General features: G+C 51.5%; 13 protein-coding genes and 1 tRNA gene. 3 read left to right on the forward strand and 11 right to left on the reverse strand.

Annotated features, from left to right (window positions below; all coding sequences use genetic code 11):
* Window positions 1–53 precede the first annotated feature (53 nt).
* The 7 genes from dnaG to ACKI61_RS14395 form a co-directional block, all read right to left on the reverse strand.
* A complete protein-coding gene (gene dnaG, locus ACKI61_RS14365) occupies window positions 54–2237 on the reverse strand; it encodes a DNA primase (RefSeq protein WP_407458350.1) in 2184 nt (727 codons plus the stop codon).
* A 92-nt stretch (window positions 2238–2329) separates the two neighbouring features.
* A tRNA-Met gene (locus tag ACKI61_RS14370) sits at window positions 2330–2403 on the reverse strand.
* Between the two features lie 49 nt (window positions 2404–2452).
* Window positions 2453–3610, reverse strand: a complete 1158-nt coding sequence (gene pgsA, locus ACKI61_RS14375; RefSeq protein WP_407458351.1) for a CDP-diacylglycerol--glycerol-3-phosphate 3-phosphatidyltransferase — start codon at window positions 3608–3610, stop codon at window positions 2453–2455.
* An 11-nt stretch (window positions 3611–3621) separates the two neighbouring features.
* The gene (gene recN, locus ACKI61_RS14380; protein WP_407458352.1) at window positions 3622–5265 is read right to left on the reverse strand and encodes a DNA repair protein RecN; all 1644 of its coding nucleotides are present in this window, start codon (window positions 5263–5265) and stop codon (window positions 3622–3624) included.
* A 38-nt stretch (window positions 5266–5303) separates the two neighbouring features.
* Window positions 5304–6056 carry a tRNA (guanine(46)-N(7))-methyltransferase TrmB gene (locus ACKI61_RS14385; RefSeq protein ID WP_407458353.1) on the reverse strand — a complete coding sequence of 251 codons (753 nt, stop codon included), beginning with the start codon at window positions 6054–6056 and terminating at the stop codon, window positions 5304–5306.
* Window positions 6057–6071: 15 nt separating this feature from the next.
* Entirely contained in the window at window positions 6072–6959 is an 888-nt protein-coding gene (locus ACKI61_RS14390) for an MBL fold metallo-hydrolase (protein WP_407458354.1), read from the reverse strand.
* 101 nt (window positions 6960–7060) lie between these two features.
* Window positions 7061–7645 (reverse strand): hypothetical protein, encoded by a 585-nt coding sequence (locus ACKI61_RS14395; protein ID WP_407458355.1) that lies wholly within the window; start codon window positions 7643–7645, stop codon window positions 7061–7063.
* Between the two features lie 254 nt (window positions 7646–7899).
* Between ACKI61_RS14395 and ACKI61_RS14400 the strand changes: the two genes are divergently transcribed.
* Window positions 7900–8700 carry an exodeoxyribonuclease III gene (locus tag ACKI61_RS14400; RefSeq protein WP_407458356.1) on the forward strand — a complete coding sequence of 267 codons (801 nt, stop codon included), beginning with the start codon at window positions 7900–7902 and terminating at the stop codon, window positions 8698–8700.
* Between the two features lie 26 nt (window positions 8701–8726).
* On the opposite strand, the gene ACKI61_RS14405 is transcribed toward ACKI61_RS14400, so the two are convergent.
* Window positions 8727–9785 carry a spermidine/putrescine ABC transporter substrate-binding protein gene (locus ACKI61_RS14405; protein WP_407458357.1) on the reverse strand — a complete coding sequence of 353 codons (1059 nt, stop codon included), beginning with the start codon at window positions 9783–9785 and terminating at the stop codon, window positions 8727–8729.
* A gap of 21 nt (window positions 9786–9806) precedes the next feature.
* A complete protein-coding gene (locus ACKI61_RS14410; protein ID WP_407458358.1) occupies window positions 9807–11108 on the reverse strand; it encodes a pyridoxal phosphate-dependent aminotransferase in 1302 nt (433 codons plus the stop codon).
* 429 nt (window positions 11109–11537) lie between these two features.
* Here ACKI61_RS14410 and ACKI61_RS14415 point away from each other — a divergent pair, with 429 nt between their 5' ends.
* The gene (locus ACKI61_RS14415) at window positions 11538–11963 is read left to right on the forward strand and encodes a type I restriction enzyme HsdR N-terminal domain-containing protein (protein ID WP_407458359.1); all 426 of its coding nucleotides are present in this window, start codon (window positions 11538–11540) and stop codon (window positions 11961–11963) included.
* A 51-nt stretch (window positions 11964–12014) separates the two neighbouring features.
* Here the strand turns inward: ACKI61_RS14415 and xseA are convergent, their stop codons facing one another.
* Entirely contained in the window at window positions 12015–13313 is a 1299-nt protein-coding gene (gene xseA / locus ACKI61_RS14420; RefSeq protein WP_407458360.1) for an exodeoxyribonuclease VII large subunit, read from the reverse strand.
* 25 nt (window positions 13314–13338) lie between these two features.
* On the opposite strand from xseA, the gene ACKI61_RS14425 reads away from it, so the two are divergent.
* Window positions 13339–13542, forward strand: coding sequence for a type II toxin-antitoxin system Phd/YefM family antitoxin (locus ACKI61_RS14425; RefSeq protein ID WP_407458361.1), 204 nt, complete (start codon window positions 13339–13341; stop codon window positions 13540–13542).
* A gap of 1 nt (window position 13543) precedes the next feature.
* Here ACKI61_RS14425 and ACKI61_RS14430 read toward each other — a convergent pair whose 3' ends face one another.
* Window positions 13544–15262 carry a hypothetical protein gene (locus ACKI61_RS14430; protein WP_407458362.1) on the reverse strand — a complete coding sequence of 573 codons (1719 nt, stop codon included), beginning with the start codon at window positions 15260–15262 and terminating at the stop codon, window positions 13544–13546.
* Window positions 15263–15268: the final 6 nt, after the last annotated feature.

Genomic DNA, 15268 nt, shown 5'->3' on the forward strand with positions numbered 1-15268 from the left:
TCATAATATACAATAATTATGTAGGGAGAGATGTAAAATGAAAGGAACGAATCCTAGTAGCCGGCGTCGTAAAAGTCGTCGCTGCTGCCTTCTTGGTTGTCGTCGCCACCATAGGAATATTCTTCGTCGTCTTCAGGTGGCGGCGGCTCAAACCCTTCTGGGGGCTCAAGGTCCTCTGGATTTTCGGGAACTGCCGTCGCAGCGAAATTTTGTGGCGGTTCGGGAACCTGTCTAGGGGCTTGGGGGGCAGAAACTGCAATTGAGAGGGCCGCATGCGCGACTGTGGCGGGTGTTTCAGCAACTGCATTTTCTGGAAACGGGGCTCTAGAAATGGTTCCTTGGAATAGAATCAGCTGGGCCTTGCTGCGGACGATTTGGTCGGCAAAGGCGTCAATGTTAATCTTTTCGGCATTGAAAAGCTTGTTCAGTGTCTGCATGCCCTGCGTGAACTTCGACATTTGCATGCGGACGGCTACGGCCTCGTTGCTGTTCAGCGGAATCAGTCGCTTCTGGCGATCGCAGAGTTTTGTCGAAAGAACGGTGAGCGTCTGGTAAAATTCTACGATTTCTTGCGGAGGTTTCCATTGCTCGTCGGGAAGCCCTTCCAGGAACAGCTTGAGTGTGGGTGACACGTTGTCGTAAAGCAACTGGGGCGACATGGCTCCCGTTTCGGCGTACAGGGCAATCGCGGAATTCACGAATTCTTCGACCACCGGGGATTCGAACATCTGGATTCCGCTTGCGGCCCAGTCCATGTCGAAGTATTCCAAGGCGCGTTCCATCAGCGTTGGGTTTCTAAGAATCAAGTTTGCAAAACGGATTTCCATGGGCGGAATGCTTGCCCAGTCGAGTGTCGCCGCCTGTTCCAGCTGCGGGATGACCTCTGCATTTTCGCCGTTTGCGTTAGGTGCGCCGTTTCCGTGGGCGGGGCGACGTTCATCAAAACTTTTTTGCGGCTTTAGGGCCTTTACCTGCGAGAGTGAACGGTCCGTGTTGAATCGTTCCGAAATCAATTTCACGTACTGGTTGCGCAGTTCGTGGTCGGGAATACTCTTGACGAGCGACTTCGCGAAGGTGACGAGCTTTGCGCGTTCTTCGGGACTTTCCATGTCGCGGATTCGCATCAGGTAAGAAAGCCAGTCCTCGGATCCCTTGAGTGCTTCTCTGAACGCATCTGCTCCAAACTCGTTTACAAAGTTATCGGGATCGATCTTGGTCCCGTCTGGTCGCGAAAGCGCAAAAATGCGTGGCGCGATTCCCTTGGGGAGTACGATAGCGAGGCTGTTGAAAGTCGCTTTTCTACCTGCCTCGTCACCGTCGAATACAAGGTATGCCTTTTCGGCGTAGCGGGCGAGAATACCTGCGTGCAGGTCGGTTAGGGCGGTTCCCGAGGCGGCCACCACGTTGGTGACGCCCCCCTGAAAAAGGCTGATCATGTCAAAGTAGCCTTCGACAATAATTACTTCGCGTTCTTTGGCGATACTTTGTTTGCTATGGTACAGCCCAAAAAGAATGTCTCTCTTGAGATAGAGCTCTGTTTCGGGGCTGTTCATATACTTGGCGTGGCTTTTTCCAGAGAGGTCGCGGCCGCCGAATGCAACGATGATGCCCGACATATTCTGGATGGCAATCATCAGGCGGTCACGGAACTTGTCCGATATACCGCCATTTTCCTTTTGGACCGCAAGCCCCGCCTTCACGCAGTCCAGCGGCGAAAAACCGTTTTTAACGGCGTATCCGATAAAGCCTTCGCGTCCGTCGGGCGCGTATCCGATATGGAATCGCTTGCGAGTTTCGTCGGTAATGTGTCGGCTTGAAAGGTATTCAAGTGCCTTGGGAGAACGTGAAAGTTCCTGTTCGAACCATTCGCAGGCGAGTTCGTTTAGCCTGCGGACCATGGCGCGTTCTTCGGTTTTTTCGTTGCTTTCGGGGGCTCCTAGCTGGGGGAGGGCAAAGCCGGTAAAATTGGCGACCCATTCAACAGCTCCCTTGAAGTCCATCTTTTCGTGTTCCTGTACAAACTTGAACACGTCGCCACCCGCGCCGCAGGCAAAACACTTGTAAATGCCGAGGCTCGGGTTCACGTTCATCGATGGGCTGCGGTCGTCGTGGAAGGGGCAGACGCCCAGGTAGCGTCCGTTACCCGAACGTTTCAGCGGTACAAAGTTCTCAATGACCGATGCGATGTCCGCATGGGCCTTGAGCTGCTGAATAACTTCGTTCGAGTAAAAAGCCATACAAAAAAAATAGAAAAAATGGATTGGAGTGGCGTGGGTTAGGCCGCCCCGGATAAAAAAAGAAACTCGTCCTTAAAACGAGTTTCTTCTAGTAGCGGGGGCAGGACTTGAACGCTGCGACCTTCGGGTTATGAGCCCGACGAGCTACCAACTGCTCCACCCCGCGTCGAGGTTAGCCCATATATAGTAAATTTTTATACCCATGTCAAGGGTCGTTAAACGAATTTTTTCAGGATGTGTTTGCTTGCGACGAAGTAGTCGATGCCGCTGATGATGGTAATTGCGGTGATAACGCCCATAACGGCTTGCGGGAAAATGGCCCAGAACGCCTGATAACTGGGAATTATAGTCTCCATCGGGTCGAGTGCTCCGAGCAGAATAGCGACAATTCCAATACCCTGGAGAGCGGTTTTCCACTTACCGCTCCTGCGGGCGGGCATAATGAGCCCTTCGCTTGCGGCGAGCGTGCGGAGCGTCTCCACGCTGGATTCACGGAAATAGATGAGCGCTACCATCCACACGGGTGCGTATCCAGTGGCGATAAAGCACATGAAAATCGTCATGTTCGAAATCTTGTCGCTGAACGGGTCGAGGTACTTGCCAAGCGTGCTCACTTCGCCCATTTTGCGAGCGAGGTAGCCGTCCAAAAAATCGGTGAGCATGAACCCGAGCACCATCACCAGCGAAAGGCTCTTGAAAACGAGGCTGTTGTTGCTGTAATCCAGATCGTTGTCGTAGAAGAATACCCACAGGAAGAACGGGGTGAGCACGATCCTGCTCATGGTGAGCTGGCTTGCAATCGATAGCGGCTTTCGGTGTGCGGGATCGCGGTAGTACCAGTAGGCATACGCGACGGTCGATGCGATGATCAAAAGAATCGAAGAGACCATGCAAATCTGCTGGTAGTCTTCCAGGTTCAAAAGGTACACGCCCATCGTGATGGTGATGGCGATGTTAGACATCTTGCTCCAGCGGCGCTTGCGCGGGAGCGACTTGCCTTCACGGAGAACTCCGAGGCTAAACAGGGTGTGCGCCACGAGTCGCGCAAGCAGGAATACACAACCGACAGCGAGCAGCTTTTCGGTCTGGTCGTTTTGCATCAGGTCGCGGACAAAGATGCTTGTCATCACGGCGAACGAGAGAAATCCGTCGACCACGTTCAGCCACAGCCTGTAGTAGGGCTTTTCAATTTCCTGGGAACGCAGCTGGTACAGGTTGACCCAACCCATAATGAGGGCCACGGCGACAAGGGCGCAGGCCGTCTTTGCCATGCCCATCCATATAAACACGATGACGGCGATAAAGACCATAGCCCGCAATACGCTCCAAATGCGAGAACGCAGTCTGATGTCGGATGTCTGTTCTTCTGTCATGGATGCCTCTGTTAAGCTTCTAGGAGTTGCTTTGCGTGTTCGCGAATCGTTTCGGATTCGCCGCCGAGCATACGCGAAAGTTCCTTGATGCGTCCTTCGCGGTCCAGTTCCTCTACATGCGTGTAGGTGCGTCCGTCAATTTCTTCTTTGCTGACGGCGAGCTGGTTTACGGCGCGGCTTGCGACCTGGTGAAGGTGCGTAATCGTCAGCACCTGGTGGTGTTTTCCCAATTTCCTGAGTGCCTCGCCAATGCTGTTGCCGACTTCTCCGCTGATTCCGGAATCGACTTCGTCGAATATGAGCAGCGGCACCTGGTCGAGTTCTGCCATGACGCTCTTGATGGCGAGAAGCACTCGTGAAAGTTCGCCGCCTGAAACGGCTTTTTGCAAGCTCTTGAATCCTTCGCCGGGGTTCGGGGCGAGCATGAATTCGATTTTGTCTGCACCGTTCGGAGATAGTTGCTGACTAGTAATCGAAGTCGTGAATACGGCCTTCTCCATGCCGAGCGTACGCAGAATGGCACTCACTGCCTGATCGTAGCGCAATGCAGCGTCGGTGCGGATGTTCGTGAGCGAGGCTGCCGTTGCTTGCAAAGCCGAATGCGCCTTCTTGGACTGCCTTTCGAGTTCTTCCAGGTCGGCGTCCAGATTTTCGAGGCTAGAGAGCTCTTCTTTGCGCTGTTCCGTCAAGGCGATAAGCCCGGGAACGTCTGTGCGGTACTTGCGCTTGAGTTTTTGGATCGCCGCGATGCGTGCGTTGGCTTTATCGATGTCCGCTGCACTCATGGCCGCAGCGGGGCGGAGTCTTAGCAGGTCCTTGCAGACGCTTTCGTAGGGGTCGGTCACTTCTTCGAGCGACTTCAAGTAATCTTCGTAGTCGGGAAGCTTTGTTGCCAGGGTACGCAGCTTGGACGTGAGGATTTGCACTTGGTCCAAGAGCCCGTTTTCGCCACCCAGCATTCCCTGGATTTCGTTCAGGTAGCGGGTTTCTGCTTCCAGCTTGCTTGCGCTGTTGACTTTTTCTTCGAGCGCTTCTTCTTCGCCTTCCTTGAGGGCTGCTTTCGAAAGTTCATCGAACTGGAATTTTAAAAAATCCTTTTGCGCGGCGAGATTCTTCGCGCGATCCTCGGTCGCCTTGATCTGTTCCTGAATTTTGTTCCATTCGTTCCATTCGGAGGAATAGGTCGCAAGCAGTTCGCCGTTCCCTGCAAAGTCGTCAAGCATCTTGGTGTGGGTACGCGTGTCGCGAAGCAGGAGCTGTTCGCTTTGGCCGTGCATCTGGATAAGTTCTTCGCCCAGACGCTGCAAGTCGGGGAGAGCAACGATGGCGCCATTCACGCGGGCGCGGCTCTTGCCGTTCTCCTGGATCTCGCGGCGGATAATGAGTTCGTCGTCGCTGTCCAGCTCCAGTTCTTCGAGAACGCTTTTCACCTGAGGTTCGTTCGAAATGTCGAAGGTCGCTTCGACCACGGCTTTCTCTTCGCCGGAGCGGACCATCGAGGCCTGGGCCTTGTCGCCGCATACGATGCGGAGTGCTTTAAGAAGTACCGATTTTCCAGCGCCAGTCTCGCCGGTAATCGCTGTAAAACCTTCGCGGAAGGGAACTTCCGCTTGCGCAATCAAAGTAAATCCACTAATCGACAGGTGCTTGAGCATGATGACAATAAACTAGCAAATTCGTTTGACACGAAGTGTCATTTTTCGAACTCAATGACGCTTCTGTAAATGGGACGGCCTTCCTTGCGGTATTTCTTCTCGAAACCGGTCATGATTCCTTCGGTGGGTTCGGCCGTGTTGCGCTCTAGAATTTTGCATCCCTTGAAGTTGTCGAAAACCTCGAGGGCTACTTCATTGTATTCCTGGTGGTCGGTGCCCCAGTAAAAAATGCGTTTGCCCGGCTTAAATACGCGAGCGACTTCCTTGAGAAAATCCGGGCGCAAGAGGCGGTTCTTGTGGTGGCGTTCTTTTGGCCACGGGTCCGGGAAATACATGTGGAATGCGTCGACGGTGTTGTCCTTGACGCAGTCGCGCAAGAAGTAGAAAACATCTCCGCGGAGCATAGTGGCGTTGGCGAGTGCGCCCGCCTTGTCCATCTTGCGCTGGGCGAACTTGGCCCAGGTGTAGTCCCATTCGCTACCCATGATTACGAGGTCCGGGTGCTTGGGGGCGTATTCGGAAAGGAAACCGCCCTTGCCGCTTCCGATTTCGACTTCCACGCGGGCGTCGGCCTTGCCTGCGATTTGCGGGAACATGTCCTTCCACTCAAAGTCAAGTTTGTGGGGGAGTCCGTCGGGTGTTGCAATCGGCTTTCGGTCGCCGTGCGTGCGGAATACGTAATGCCACAGTCCCTTCGATTCCGGATCTTCCTTCAGGTCGCGGTAAAATTCAGGTATAACCAATTCCTTTTCGATTTTTTCTTCGTTGTTGTCCAAAACTTCTTCGCTCATATTTTTGTCTTTTGTCTAAATAAACACAACCACTCTGTCCCTGAATTCTTCTGGGATTTCCTTTTCGACCATTTCGCGAATGTACTTGTCGGGATACTTCATCGAAAAATGAGAAAGGATAATTTTTTCACATTTTACCTGGTCGTCCAGTTCCTTGAGCGCATCTGCAATCTGGCTCAGGTGCGTATGCCCCTTCTTATGGCTCATCGCGTAATCTTCGGGGGCAATGAATGTGCATTCCGTAATCAGCACCTTGGACTGGAATACGTGGCTGTTCTCGAGCAGGCTTTCACCCATGCAGTCGCCCATAAAACTGACTAGCGGATTGTACACTTCACGTGTAATCTCGGTTCCGCTTTCGCGTAGCTTGATAATTTCTTCGGGGGGCAATCCCAGGTATTCATCTTTCAATTTTTTCTTGTAGTGGTAGAGCGTTGCTCCCATGGCCGGAATGGAGTGCTTGACATCGAATGCTTCTATGGCAAGATCCTTGCGGTATTCTAGGAACTTGAGCTCGCCTGCCTTGATCGGGATGATTTCTGGGTAGCGGAACTTTGTCTCGGGCACGCCTTCAAATAGCGCTTCGGCACGAATCCACTCGCGGGCTCCGTCACAGATACATTCTGGCATGTAGTAGACGCTTTCGCGCTCGACGCCCATCATTTTGCGAAGGCTGTGGTGACGCATCAGGCAACGCGCGTGGTCGCCGTGGGCATGAGTCAGGAACACATGGTTGATGGAAGTGGCCGACAGCGGACATTCGCCCATGTCAATGCAGAAATCGAGCTCGGGAAGCTGAAAATAAGTCGCAAGGCCCGAGATCGAAAATCCCGAAACCGAGGTGCACGAAGTGTTTGTGTGAACCTGCTTTAGGGCATTATGGATTTTTTTGATTTCTGACATGATGAATTCGGCGGTAAATGTAGAAAAAAATAAAGGTTCCTTTTAGGAACCTTGCTCATAGCTCAAACCTCAGAGGGGCTTTTTATGCCCCGTGCTCAAAGCTATTTCGTCTTTGCGTTTTCTGCAACGAGACGGTCAAAGTCTGCACAGCTCAGGGCTTCAATGTGGTTACCCATGGCGACGCTACGCGTACGGGCGTTACCCTTGCGTTCAGGAATGCGGAAGCAGAAGTCGTAAGACGAACCCTTGTCGGTCGGAATGCCCATCTTGAAAATGCGGATGCGTTCTGCGCCCTTGTTGTAGATTTCGTGGTAGTCGTAGGAGTTCTTGATCTTTTCAAGGCGCTTCTGCTGGTTGAATTCGATTTCGTCAATGATCGGTCCATCCAGGTACAGCGGCAGGGAGTTCTGGAAACGGAGCTCCAGCTGGCCGTTGGACTTGACAATGGAGGTTTCCTGCGGCTTGATCAGGTAGCGCTGCTGCGGAATGTTCTTATACGCAAAGGACCTCACCGTGCGGACGCCGCACATTTCACGCATGTCGGGCTGTTCAACGAAGTCAATCTCGCGGCAGATCGGGGGCATGTTGGTGGGGACTTCCAGGTTTTCGCCCGAATTGGAACCGGCACAGGCGGAAAGAAGGGAGAGAAAAGCGATACCAGAGAAGAGCAAAAATGAAGATTTCATACGCTAAATATAATTTTATTCTTGCGTTTGGCATATTTTTTCTTTAGAATAACTAAAAAAAATCGTTAAATTCTATTATCCAAAGGGGGCAATTCCTGTTGGAATAATCCTAAATGTAAACTTAAATTATCAATTTGTGCGCTGGGCGCAAATTTAGCCGTGTTTGAATGGGGGAGCCCAATAAAAAATTAAAAAATAATGCTTTTACTCAATGAAAAATGTATTTTTGGCGCGGATTAAGAATTGGGTAGACTATGAAAATTTACAGCTGGAATGTAAACGGCATCCGCTCTGCGCTCAAAAAGGGGTTTGCGGATTGGTTTGCCGCTACAAAGCCAGATATCCTGTGCCTGCAAGAGGTTCGAGCTGAAGAGGACCAGATCCCCGAAGAGGTGGCTCACCCCGAAGGATTCTTTGCATACTGGAATCCGTGCCGCCGCAAAAAAGGCTACAGCGGTGTTGGCATTTATACACAGATCGAACCCGATCGCGTGAACTACGGCTTTGACATCGAAGAATTCGACGAAGAAGGCCGTGTGCTCCAGTTGGTGTTTCCCGACTGGGTTCTCAATAGCATCTATTTCCCCAATGGGGGACAGGGCGACGATCGTCTGGACTACAAGCTGCGTTTTTACGATGCCTTCCTTGAAAACAGCAAACGCTGGGTGGCTGACGGCAAGCATGTGGTGACCCTTGGCGATTACAACACCTGCCACAAGGAAATCGATATCGCTCGTCCCAAGGAAAACGAGGACGTGAGCGGATTCTTGCCGATTGAACGAGCCTGGATGGACAAGTATGTCGAGAATGGCTTTGTAGATTCGTTCCGCAAGTTGCACCCCGAAGACCGCGATTGCTACTCCTGGTGGTCGAACCGTTTTGGGGCTCGCAAGCGCAACGTGGGCTGGCGCATTGACTACGCCTTTGTAGACGAAGGCCTCTCACCCAACATTGTGAGTGCCGAGATTCATCCCGATGTCATGGGGTCGGATCACTGCCCGATTAGCATCGAGCTCGAGCCTCCGTTCGCTCCGCTTCCGATAATTCACGAGTAGCCTCCTTTCTATAGGAGACCATTCCATTATTTCTTGACGATTTCCCAGGCGTTGTCGAACAGGGTTGATGCTTCGCCTGGGTCGCGCAAGAACACCATCCTGTTGATTTCTTCTCTGGAGGGGTTGATGACGCGGTTTTTCTTGAAACTGTCGTCGATGATTTCAAGTGAGGCCTTGTTGGGACTTGCGTAGTTGATGGACTTCGCAAGCTGTGCGCCAATCTTTGCGTCCAGAATATAGTTCATGAAGGCATAGGCGCCTTTGGGGTTTGGCGCGTTGCTGCTGAGAGTCATGGCGTCCACCCACATGAAGCTCCCTTCGGTGGGAATGGCGAACTGGAGCGTAGAATCTTCAGCAATGGCGGCCATGGCCTCTCCATTGAATACGATGGATGCCCAGTTCATTCCCGAAAGTACCTTGTCCTTCCCGTTGACGGAACCATCGAAACCAAGGAAATGGGGATCCTGCTTGACTTGCAGGAGCAAATCAATGGCTTGGTTTAGATCGTTTGCGTCGGTGCTGTTGGCATTAAGGCCCTTTGAAAGCAGGGCCATCGATAGCATCGAACGAGACTCTTCTAACAAACTAAAATTACCTTTCGTATTCCTGGGGTTGAACAGCATGTCATAGCTGACATGGTTTGCATCGATGGAGCTGTCGCGGTACAATATGCCGGTCGTTCCCCACAGGTAAGGAACCGTGTAGGTGTTTGTGGGATCATAGACGGGATTCTTGAATTGGTCTGCCACGTTGACTCGGTTCGGGATTTTGTTCGTGTCAATCGGGACGATAAGTCCAAGTTTAATCATCTGCTGAATCACCACATCCGAAGCGATGATGACGTCGTACTGGCTGGTGCCTGCTGCCTGGAGTTTTCCGACCATGTCTTCTTGGGCTTCGTAGAGCTCCAGTTGCAGCTTGTACCCCGTCTTCATCTGGAAGTCGGTAATCATGTTGGGGTCGAAGTATTCGCTGTAAAGAATGACGCTGACAGTCTTAGGCTGCTGCCTTTGCTGGTCGTCGCAGCTGCAGAGCAGGCATGCGAACAAGAGAACCAAGAACAGATGTAAGGCGTATGTTTTCACGGCGGTTCCTTCGATTGGTTTCTAGCTGTGCAGGTATTCTATGATTGCGTCGTGGATGGTGGTGAAGACGCTACGCAGTTCGTTTTCGTCTTCTTCCAAGAGCGTCACGCGGAAGCCCTTCAAGTCCGTGCAGAAGCTCGTGCTCGGCACCACGCAGATACCCTTTGCACCCAGTAGGTAGTACACGAAGCGGTAGTCCAGGTTCGTGGTCTTGCTGCACCATTCTTCCACCTTCTTCTTGATGATCGGGTTGTCGATCTTCAAGGTCTGGTGGCTGTTCAGGGTACCTTCGCGGAAGATGATGGTGTTGTAGAAGGCGCCGTAAGTCGGGTTGAAATACAGCTCCGGAATATCGGAGAGAATTTCGTTGATGATAGCGCTACGGCGGCCGATTTTTTCGTTTAACGCATCGCGGTGTTCCTTGAAGCGCTTGTCGCCAAGCACGCGGGGAATCGTCATCTGCGGTAGCGTGGTGGAGCAGACTTCTACCATCTTGGCGTTGTCGAGAGCGCGGCAGAATGCGTCAAACTGTTCGTCCTTGTCGCGGTTGTAGTATTCTGCCCAGCCGCAACGAGCGCCCGGCCACGGGTATTCCTTCGAAATTCCCTTGAGGGCGATACCCGGCACGTCGCCAATGTATTCGGCGAGCGCGTAAGCGTGCGCTCCGTTGTAGGTAATCTTGTTGTAGATTTCGTCGCAAATAATGAACAGGTTGTAGCGCTTCGCAATGTCGACAATCTTCTGGAGAATGTCGAGCGGGTAGACCATGCCCGTCGGATTGTCCGGGTTCAAAATCAAGATGCCTGCAATGCTCGGGTTGTACTTCACCTTGTTTTCAAGTTCTTCCAAATCCGGATACCAGTGGTTTTCTGGCTGCAAGCGGTAGGTAATCGGGGCCGTGTGGGCATGAGCCGCTTCAGCAGAGCTGTGGGTAGAGTAGGCCGGTGCCGGTCCGATAATGCGGGTCGTCATCGACAGTAATCCGTAAATGGTGGCGATGGCGTCGCCGAGGCCGTTGAAGAACAGGATGTCATCGACATTGATCTGGGCGCCGCCCAGCTTGTTGTTTTCTTTCACCAGGAATTCGCGGGTTTCAAGCATACCCTTGGATGGGCAATAACCATAGCTGCGGTTTGTCTTGGCGAGGTCAACTACAATATCCTTAATCCAGTCAGGAATCTGACATTTCTTTTCGATGGGGTCTCCAATATTTTCCCAATGAATGGGGAGGCCGAGTGCCTTGAGCTGGTTTGCCTTCTTCACGATCTCGCGGATTTCGTAAGAGAGTTCCTTGGCACCTTCGCTCAATAGTCTTCTGCGCATTTTAATGCTCCTGTGTAGGGATCGAAAATTCTTGTTTTTACGTTGTAATTATAGAATATAATCTTTTATGAATTTTCGTTTTCCCGTATGGTTGATGGTTAAATGGGGTGAAAATGTGGGCTCGTGGGAACGAGCAAAAAAAAGACAGCCGTTTGCGGGGCTGCCCTTGAAACTTCTAATCTGAATTTTAGCGTAACGCTTTACAGATTTTGGTTTCTCTGGACAGCCCCACAATAGCTCGGGCTGCTGCCGGGCTTGCTGCCATTGCCGCTGCTGCGGTGTTCTGTCCAAAGATTTTATTCATGTAATCAAATATAGTTTGAAAATAGGGAAATTGTCAAGACCATAAGATTTTTTTATTTTACGGAAAGTATTTCCTCATTTCACACTCCACACCCCACACTTCACATTCTGCATCCCTTCCCCAAAGTGAACAACCTCAAGCATCAAACCTTATTCGACCCCATTCGCCAAAAAGAGGTGCCTGCCACGCCTGAAGAACATGTGCGCCAGGCGACGGTTAAATTTCTGATGGATGCAGTCAAGGTGCCGCAGAACTTGATTGCGGTGGAGTTTGCACTTTCGACGGTGGAGTCTTCTACAGATGACCGCGTGGACATTCTGGTGCAGGACTTTAAGGATGGCGCAGACTTGAAGCATCCGTGGCTTTTGGTGGAATGCAAGGCTCCGGGCGAGTACACGTGGCAAGCGCTCCAGGTGCAGTTGAACAAGTATTTGCAGGTACTGACGCCTAAGTACGTGATGCTTTCGCTAGGCGATGCGGTGCGCTACTTTGCGCTGGATGCCGCCACCAAGCGTTTCCAGAAAATCGAGAAATTACCGAAGTTTGAGTAATGTGAAATGAGTAATTATACACTTCACACTTCACATCTCTCATTCTTCACTTCACACTATTTTCGACTGTACGCTTCCGTCCTTAAATCTTGTGGTAAGAGTGTCGCCAGGCTTTAGCTGGTTCTTGTTGCGAATGAACTTGCCGTTGGCGTCAAGCGTAAGCGTGTAGCCTTTTGAAAGAGTGGTCTCGGGGTCGGCGTTTTTGACGCGGAGTTCGATGAGGTTGAATTTTGATTTTTCAAGGTCCAGAATTTTGCGGGAACCCTGGTGCAGACCTTCGCTGTCGCGGGCGATGCGTTCGCGTTCGCCTCTAAAGATAAACTGCAGGTCTTTTTGCAGGTTGCCCTTGTACAGCGAAAGTTTCATCGCTTCTTTTTGAATAAGGGCGTTCACCTTTTGCTGCAGGTGGTTCCCCTTGTAGGTCAGGTCGCGGTTGACGGAGACAAGTGTTTCTTTTGTCTGTAATGCAATGTTTTGCGCAAGCGAAAGCATACGGTTCCAGCTGTCGGCGACTCGGTCAATCAGACGCTTTGCGGTATCGGTCGGTGTAATGCAGGACTGGTAGGCGACTTCATCGAGTAAGCTGCGGTCAATTTCATGCCCAATGCCAACAAACACCGGTAGCGGAAAGTTCGCAACGGCGCGGCACAAGGCTTCGCTATCGAAAAAGTTCAAGTCTGTCTTGCTTCCGCCTCCGCGGATAATGCACACGACGTCCAGTTCTGAATCCTTGGCGAGTTCCTCGAGTGCGGCAAGTACCGTGGGCTCGGTGTCTGCGCCTTGCATTTTTGCGTAAGCGGTTTTCACCTTGAAATTAAAAGGCGATTCGGCGAGCTTGGTGGTAAAGTCCTTGTAGGCGGCCGTCCCTTCGCCGGTAATAAGTCCCACGCGTATTGGAACATCGGCGAGTGTAAGCGCCTTGTTCTTTTCTAATAAGCCTTCTAGCGCGAGTCTTTTTAGAATGGCGCTCTTCGTGAGAGCAAGTTCACCGAGCGTGTAAACGGGGTCAATGTCTAGAATCTGTGCCTGCAATTTTCCGTAAGGCACATACAGGTCCGCCTTGATCAGGAAACTCACTTTGAGCTGTTCCTTGAGAATAAACGGCTGCGGGTAATTTTCAACTTTGGCTTGAATGGCTGCGAATTTTGCCGAATAGCAGTACAGGGGAACCGTCGCAAGCGGGTTCACGTTCCCTTCTTCAAAGTCCGCAATACTCAGATAGACGACGCGCGCCTTCTCGTTAATCTGGGTAATCACGCCGCGCACCCAAACAGCAGGGGTAGATTCCACCTTCTGCTTCAGGGCTTTCATGTATTGCGTGACGGTATAGGACTTGTTTTCGGTTTCCATACGCAGAATATACTATTTTTAGGGTATGTCTAAAGTAGTTTCTGCCATGGAAGTCCGCCAGAATTTCGGCTCGCTCTTGAACCAGGTATCCCTGAAGGACGAGGAAATCGTTATCGAACGCGCGGGGAAACCCTTGGCGCGCCTCGTGGGCGTTAACGCTCCGACGGCAGGCCTTTTGGATTTTCGTGATATTGGTAAGCTTCCCAATCATATTTGGGAAGAACCGTAGACTATTCTGCCTTTGCAATAATCGTGATGGTGAGCGTGTCCCGTTTTGCGGGGTCGGCGACACTCTGTGCAATCAGCTTAGCGTTTTCTCCAATTCCGTTTTCGAGCGCGATTAGGTAATTTGAAGAGATTTCCTGCTCGTCTTCGCAGTTGGATTCCTTGTAGTTGCTGCTGTTGTTCAGGTAGTTGAGCGTTTCGCAGGGAACAAACCATGCAATGTCCGATCCGATGATGCGCCACTTGGTTTTGGAATTCGGTTCCATGAGGAAGGTGAATTCGTCAAAGCGGAGCGTGTCATCGACGGCGAGAACCTTTTCTTTCATGGGCGAGTCGCTTTCGGAATCGTAGAACTGCATTGTTTGGAGAATGCCCGGCTGCTGTACCATAGTGAAAAGCTGCAATACGTAGCGAAGGCTGTCGGGAATACCCTGGTCGAGCGGGTCCGATTTCAAGCGGATGTAGTGCAGGTAGTAGGCACCTTCGGGCATGTCTTTGGTAATCTTTAGGCTTCCACCATAGACGCTGCTGATAGTTCCCTGAACCTTCTTTTTCTTGTCTAGAATCTCAAGAGAAACATTCTGGAAGTTTTCATCGTTGTAGTTCTGTATCCAATGCTTGACGATGATGGAATCGCCCTTCTTGTAGTCTCCAATCCAGACGAACTGTTCCTGGCGCAGATTGTATTTGTATATGCCGATGTCGTCCTTCGGCCTGGTGCGGACGAATGCTTCGCCGGGGTAGTTGATGGAATCGGGGAACGAGAAATACTCACCCTGTTCTAGGGCGCGCGCCTTGGTCCGTGCTTCAAAGTAGGCGAAGGGGCCCGTCCAAACGCTCGAAAAAGATTCGGGCTTGATCTTGATGGACCAGTCAACGGAATCGTTGGGAACAAGCATTGTGTCAAGGTTCGTGGTCGAAGAACCGAGTTCCTTGTCCTTGTCGGTTAGCTTGTACAAGACGATGTTTTCACCGATGGTTGTCAGGTTGACACTGTAGCCTTCCGAAGCGGAAAACGCGATGGACACTTCGTCGGGCGCATTGTCAATTAGCATGATACCGCGCAGTGTGTCGGTCATCTTCATCGAAACTTCTTCGCTTTCGCCGATATACCTGTAGTACGACGTATCCACATTTACCTTGAGCTTGATGCTGGAATTGTCGTTGAATTCTCCTTCGATGTTTACGAAAAAGTGGCCGTCGTTGAAATTGACGAAGGTGTTTGAATCCCTAAAGGAGGCACTGGTGTCTGCCCCAAAGCTCGGAATGAGTTCGCTCCTATAGACGGAATCCTTTCTGGACTCGTCCTTCGGGGCTGCATAGATAGCCTGGAGCGTTTCGCCGAATTCGCTCTTGATGCGAAATTTTTCGTTCTTGATGTCGGATGTCGTCGCGAAAACCGTGATGCGACTACCCTTCGGGAGTTCGCCCAGGTACAGTGGCAGGCTGACCGCTTCGCTGTCCAGGTAGGTTTCGCTTTCGTCCATCTTGGAACTGTCACCCTTGAAAAGTTCCAAATAGATTTTCATCGTGTCGCCGAGGCTGACCGTGTCCTTGTAGTCGATGTCTGCACGCGTGCTAAGGGAGCTGCTGGACTTGAACGAAGCTACAGATGAACTGCTGTCTTCGTCGGATGCCGAAGAACTTGAATCGTCACCGCAGGCGGTGAACACTCCGAATAAAGATGCAAGGATTGCTAGTTGAAAAACTTTCTTTAGTTGCATGGTTTA

The organism is Fibrobacter sp., assembly GCF_045601785.1.
Lineage (GTDB): Bacteria > Fibrobacterota > Fibrobacteria > Fibrobacterales > Fibrobacteraceae > Fibrobacter.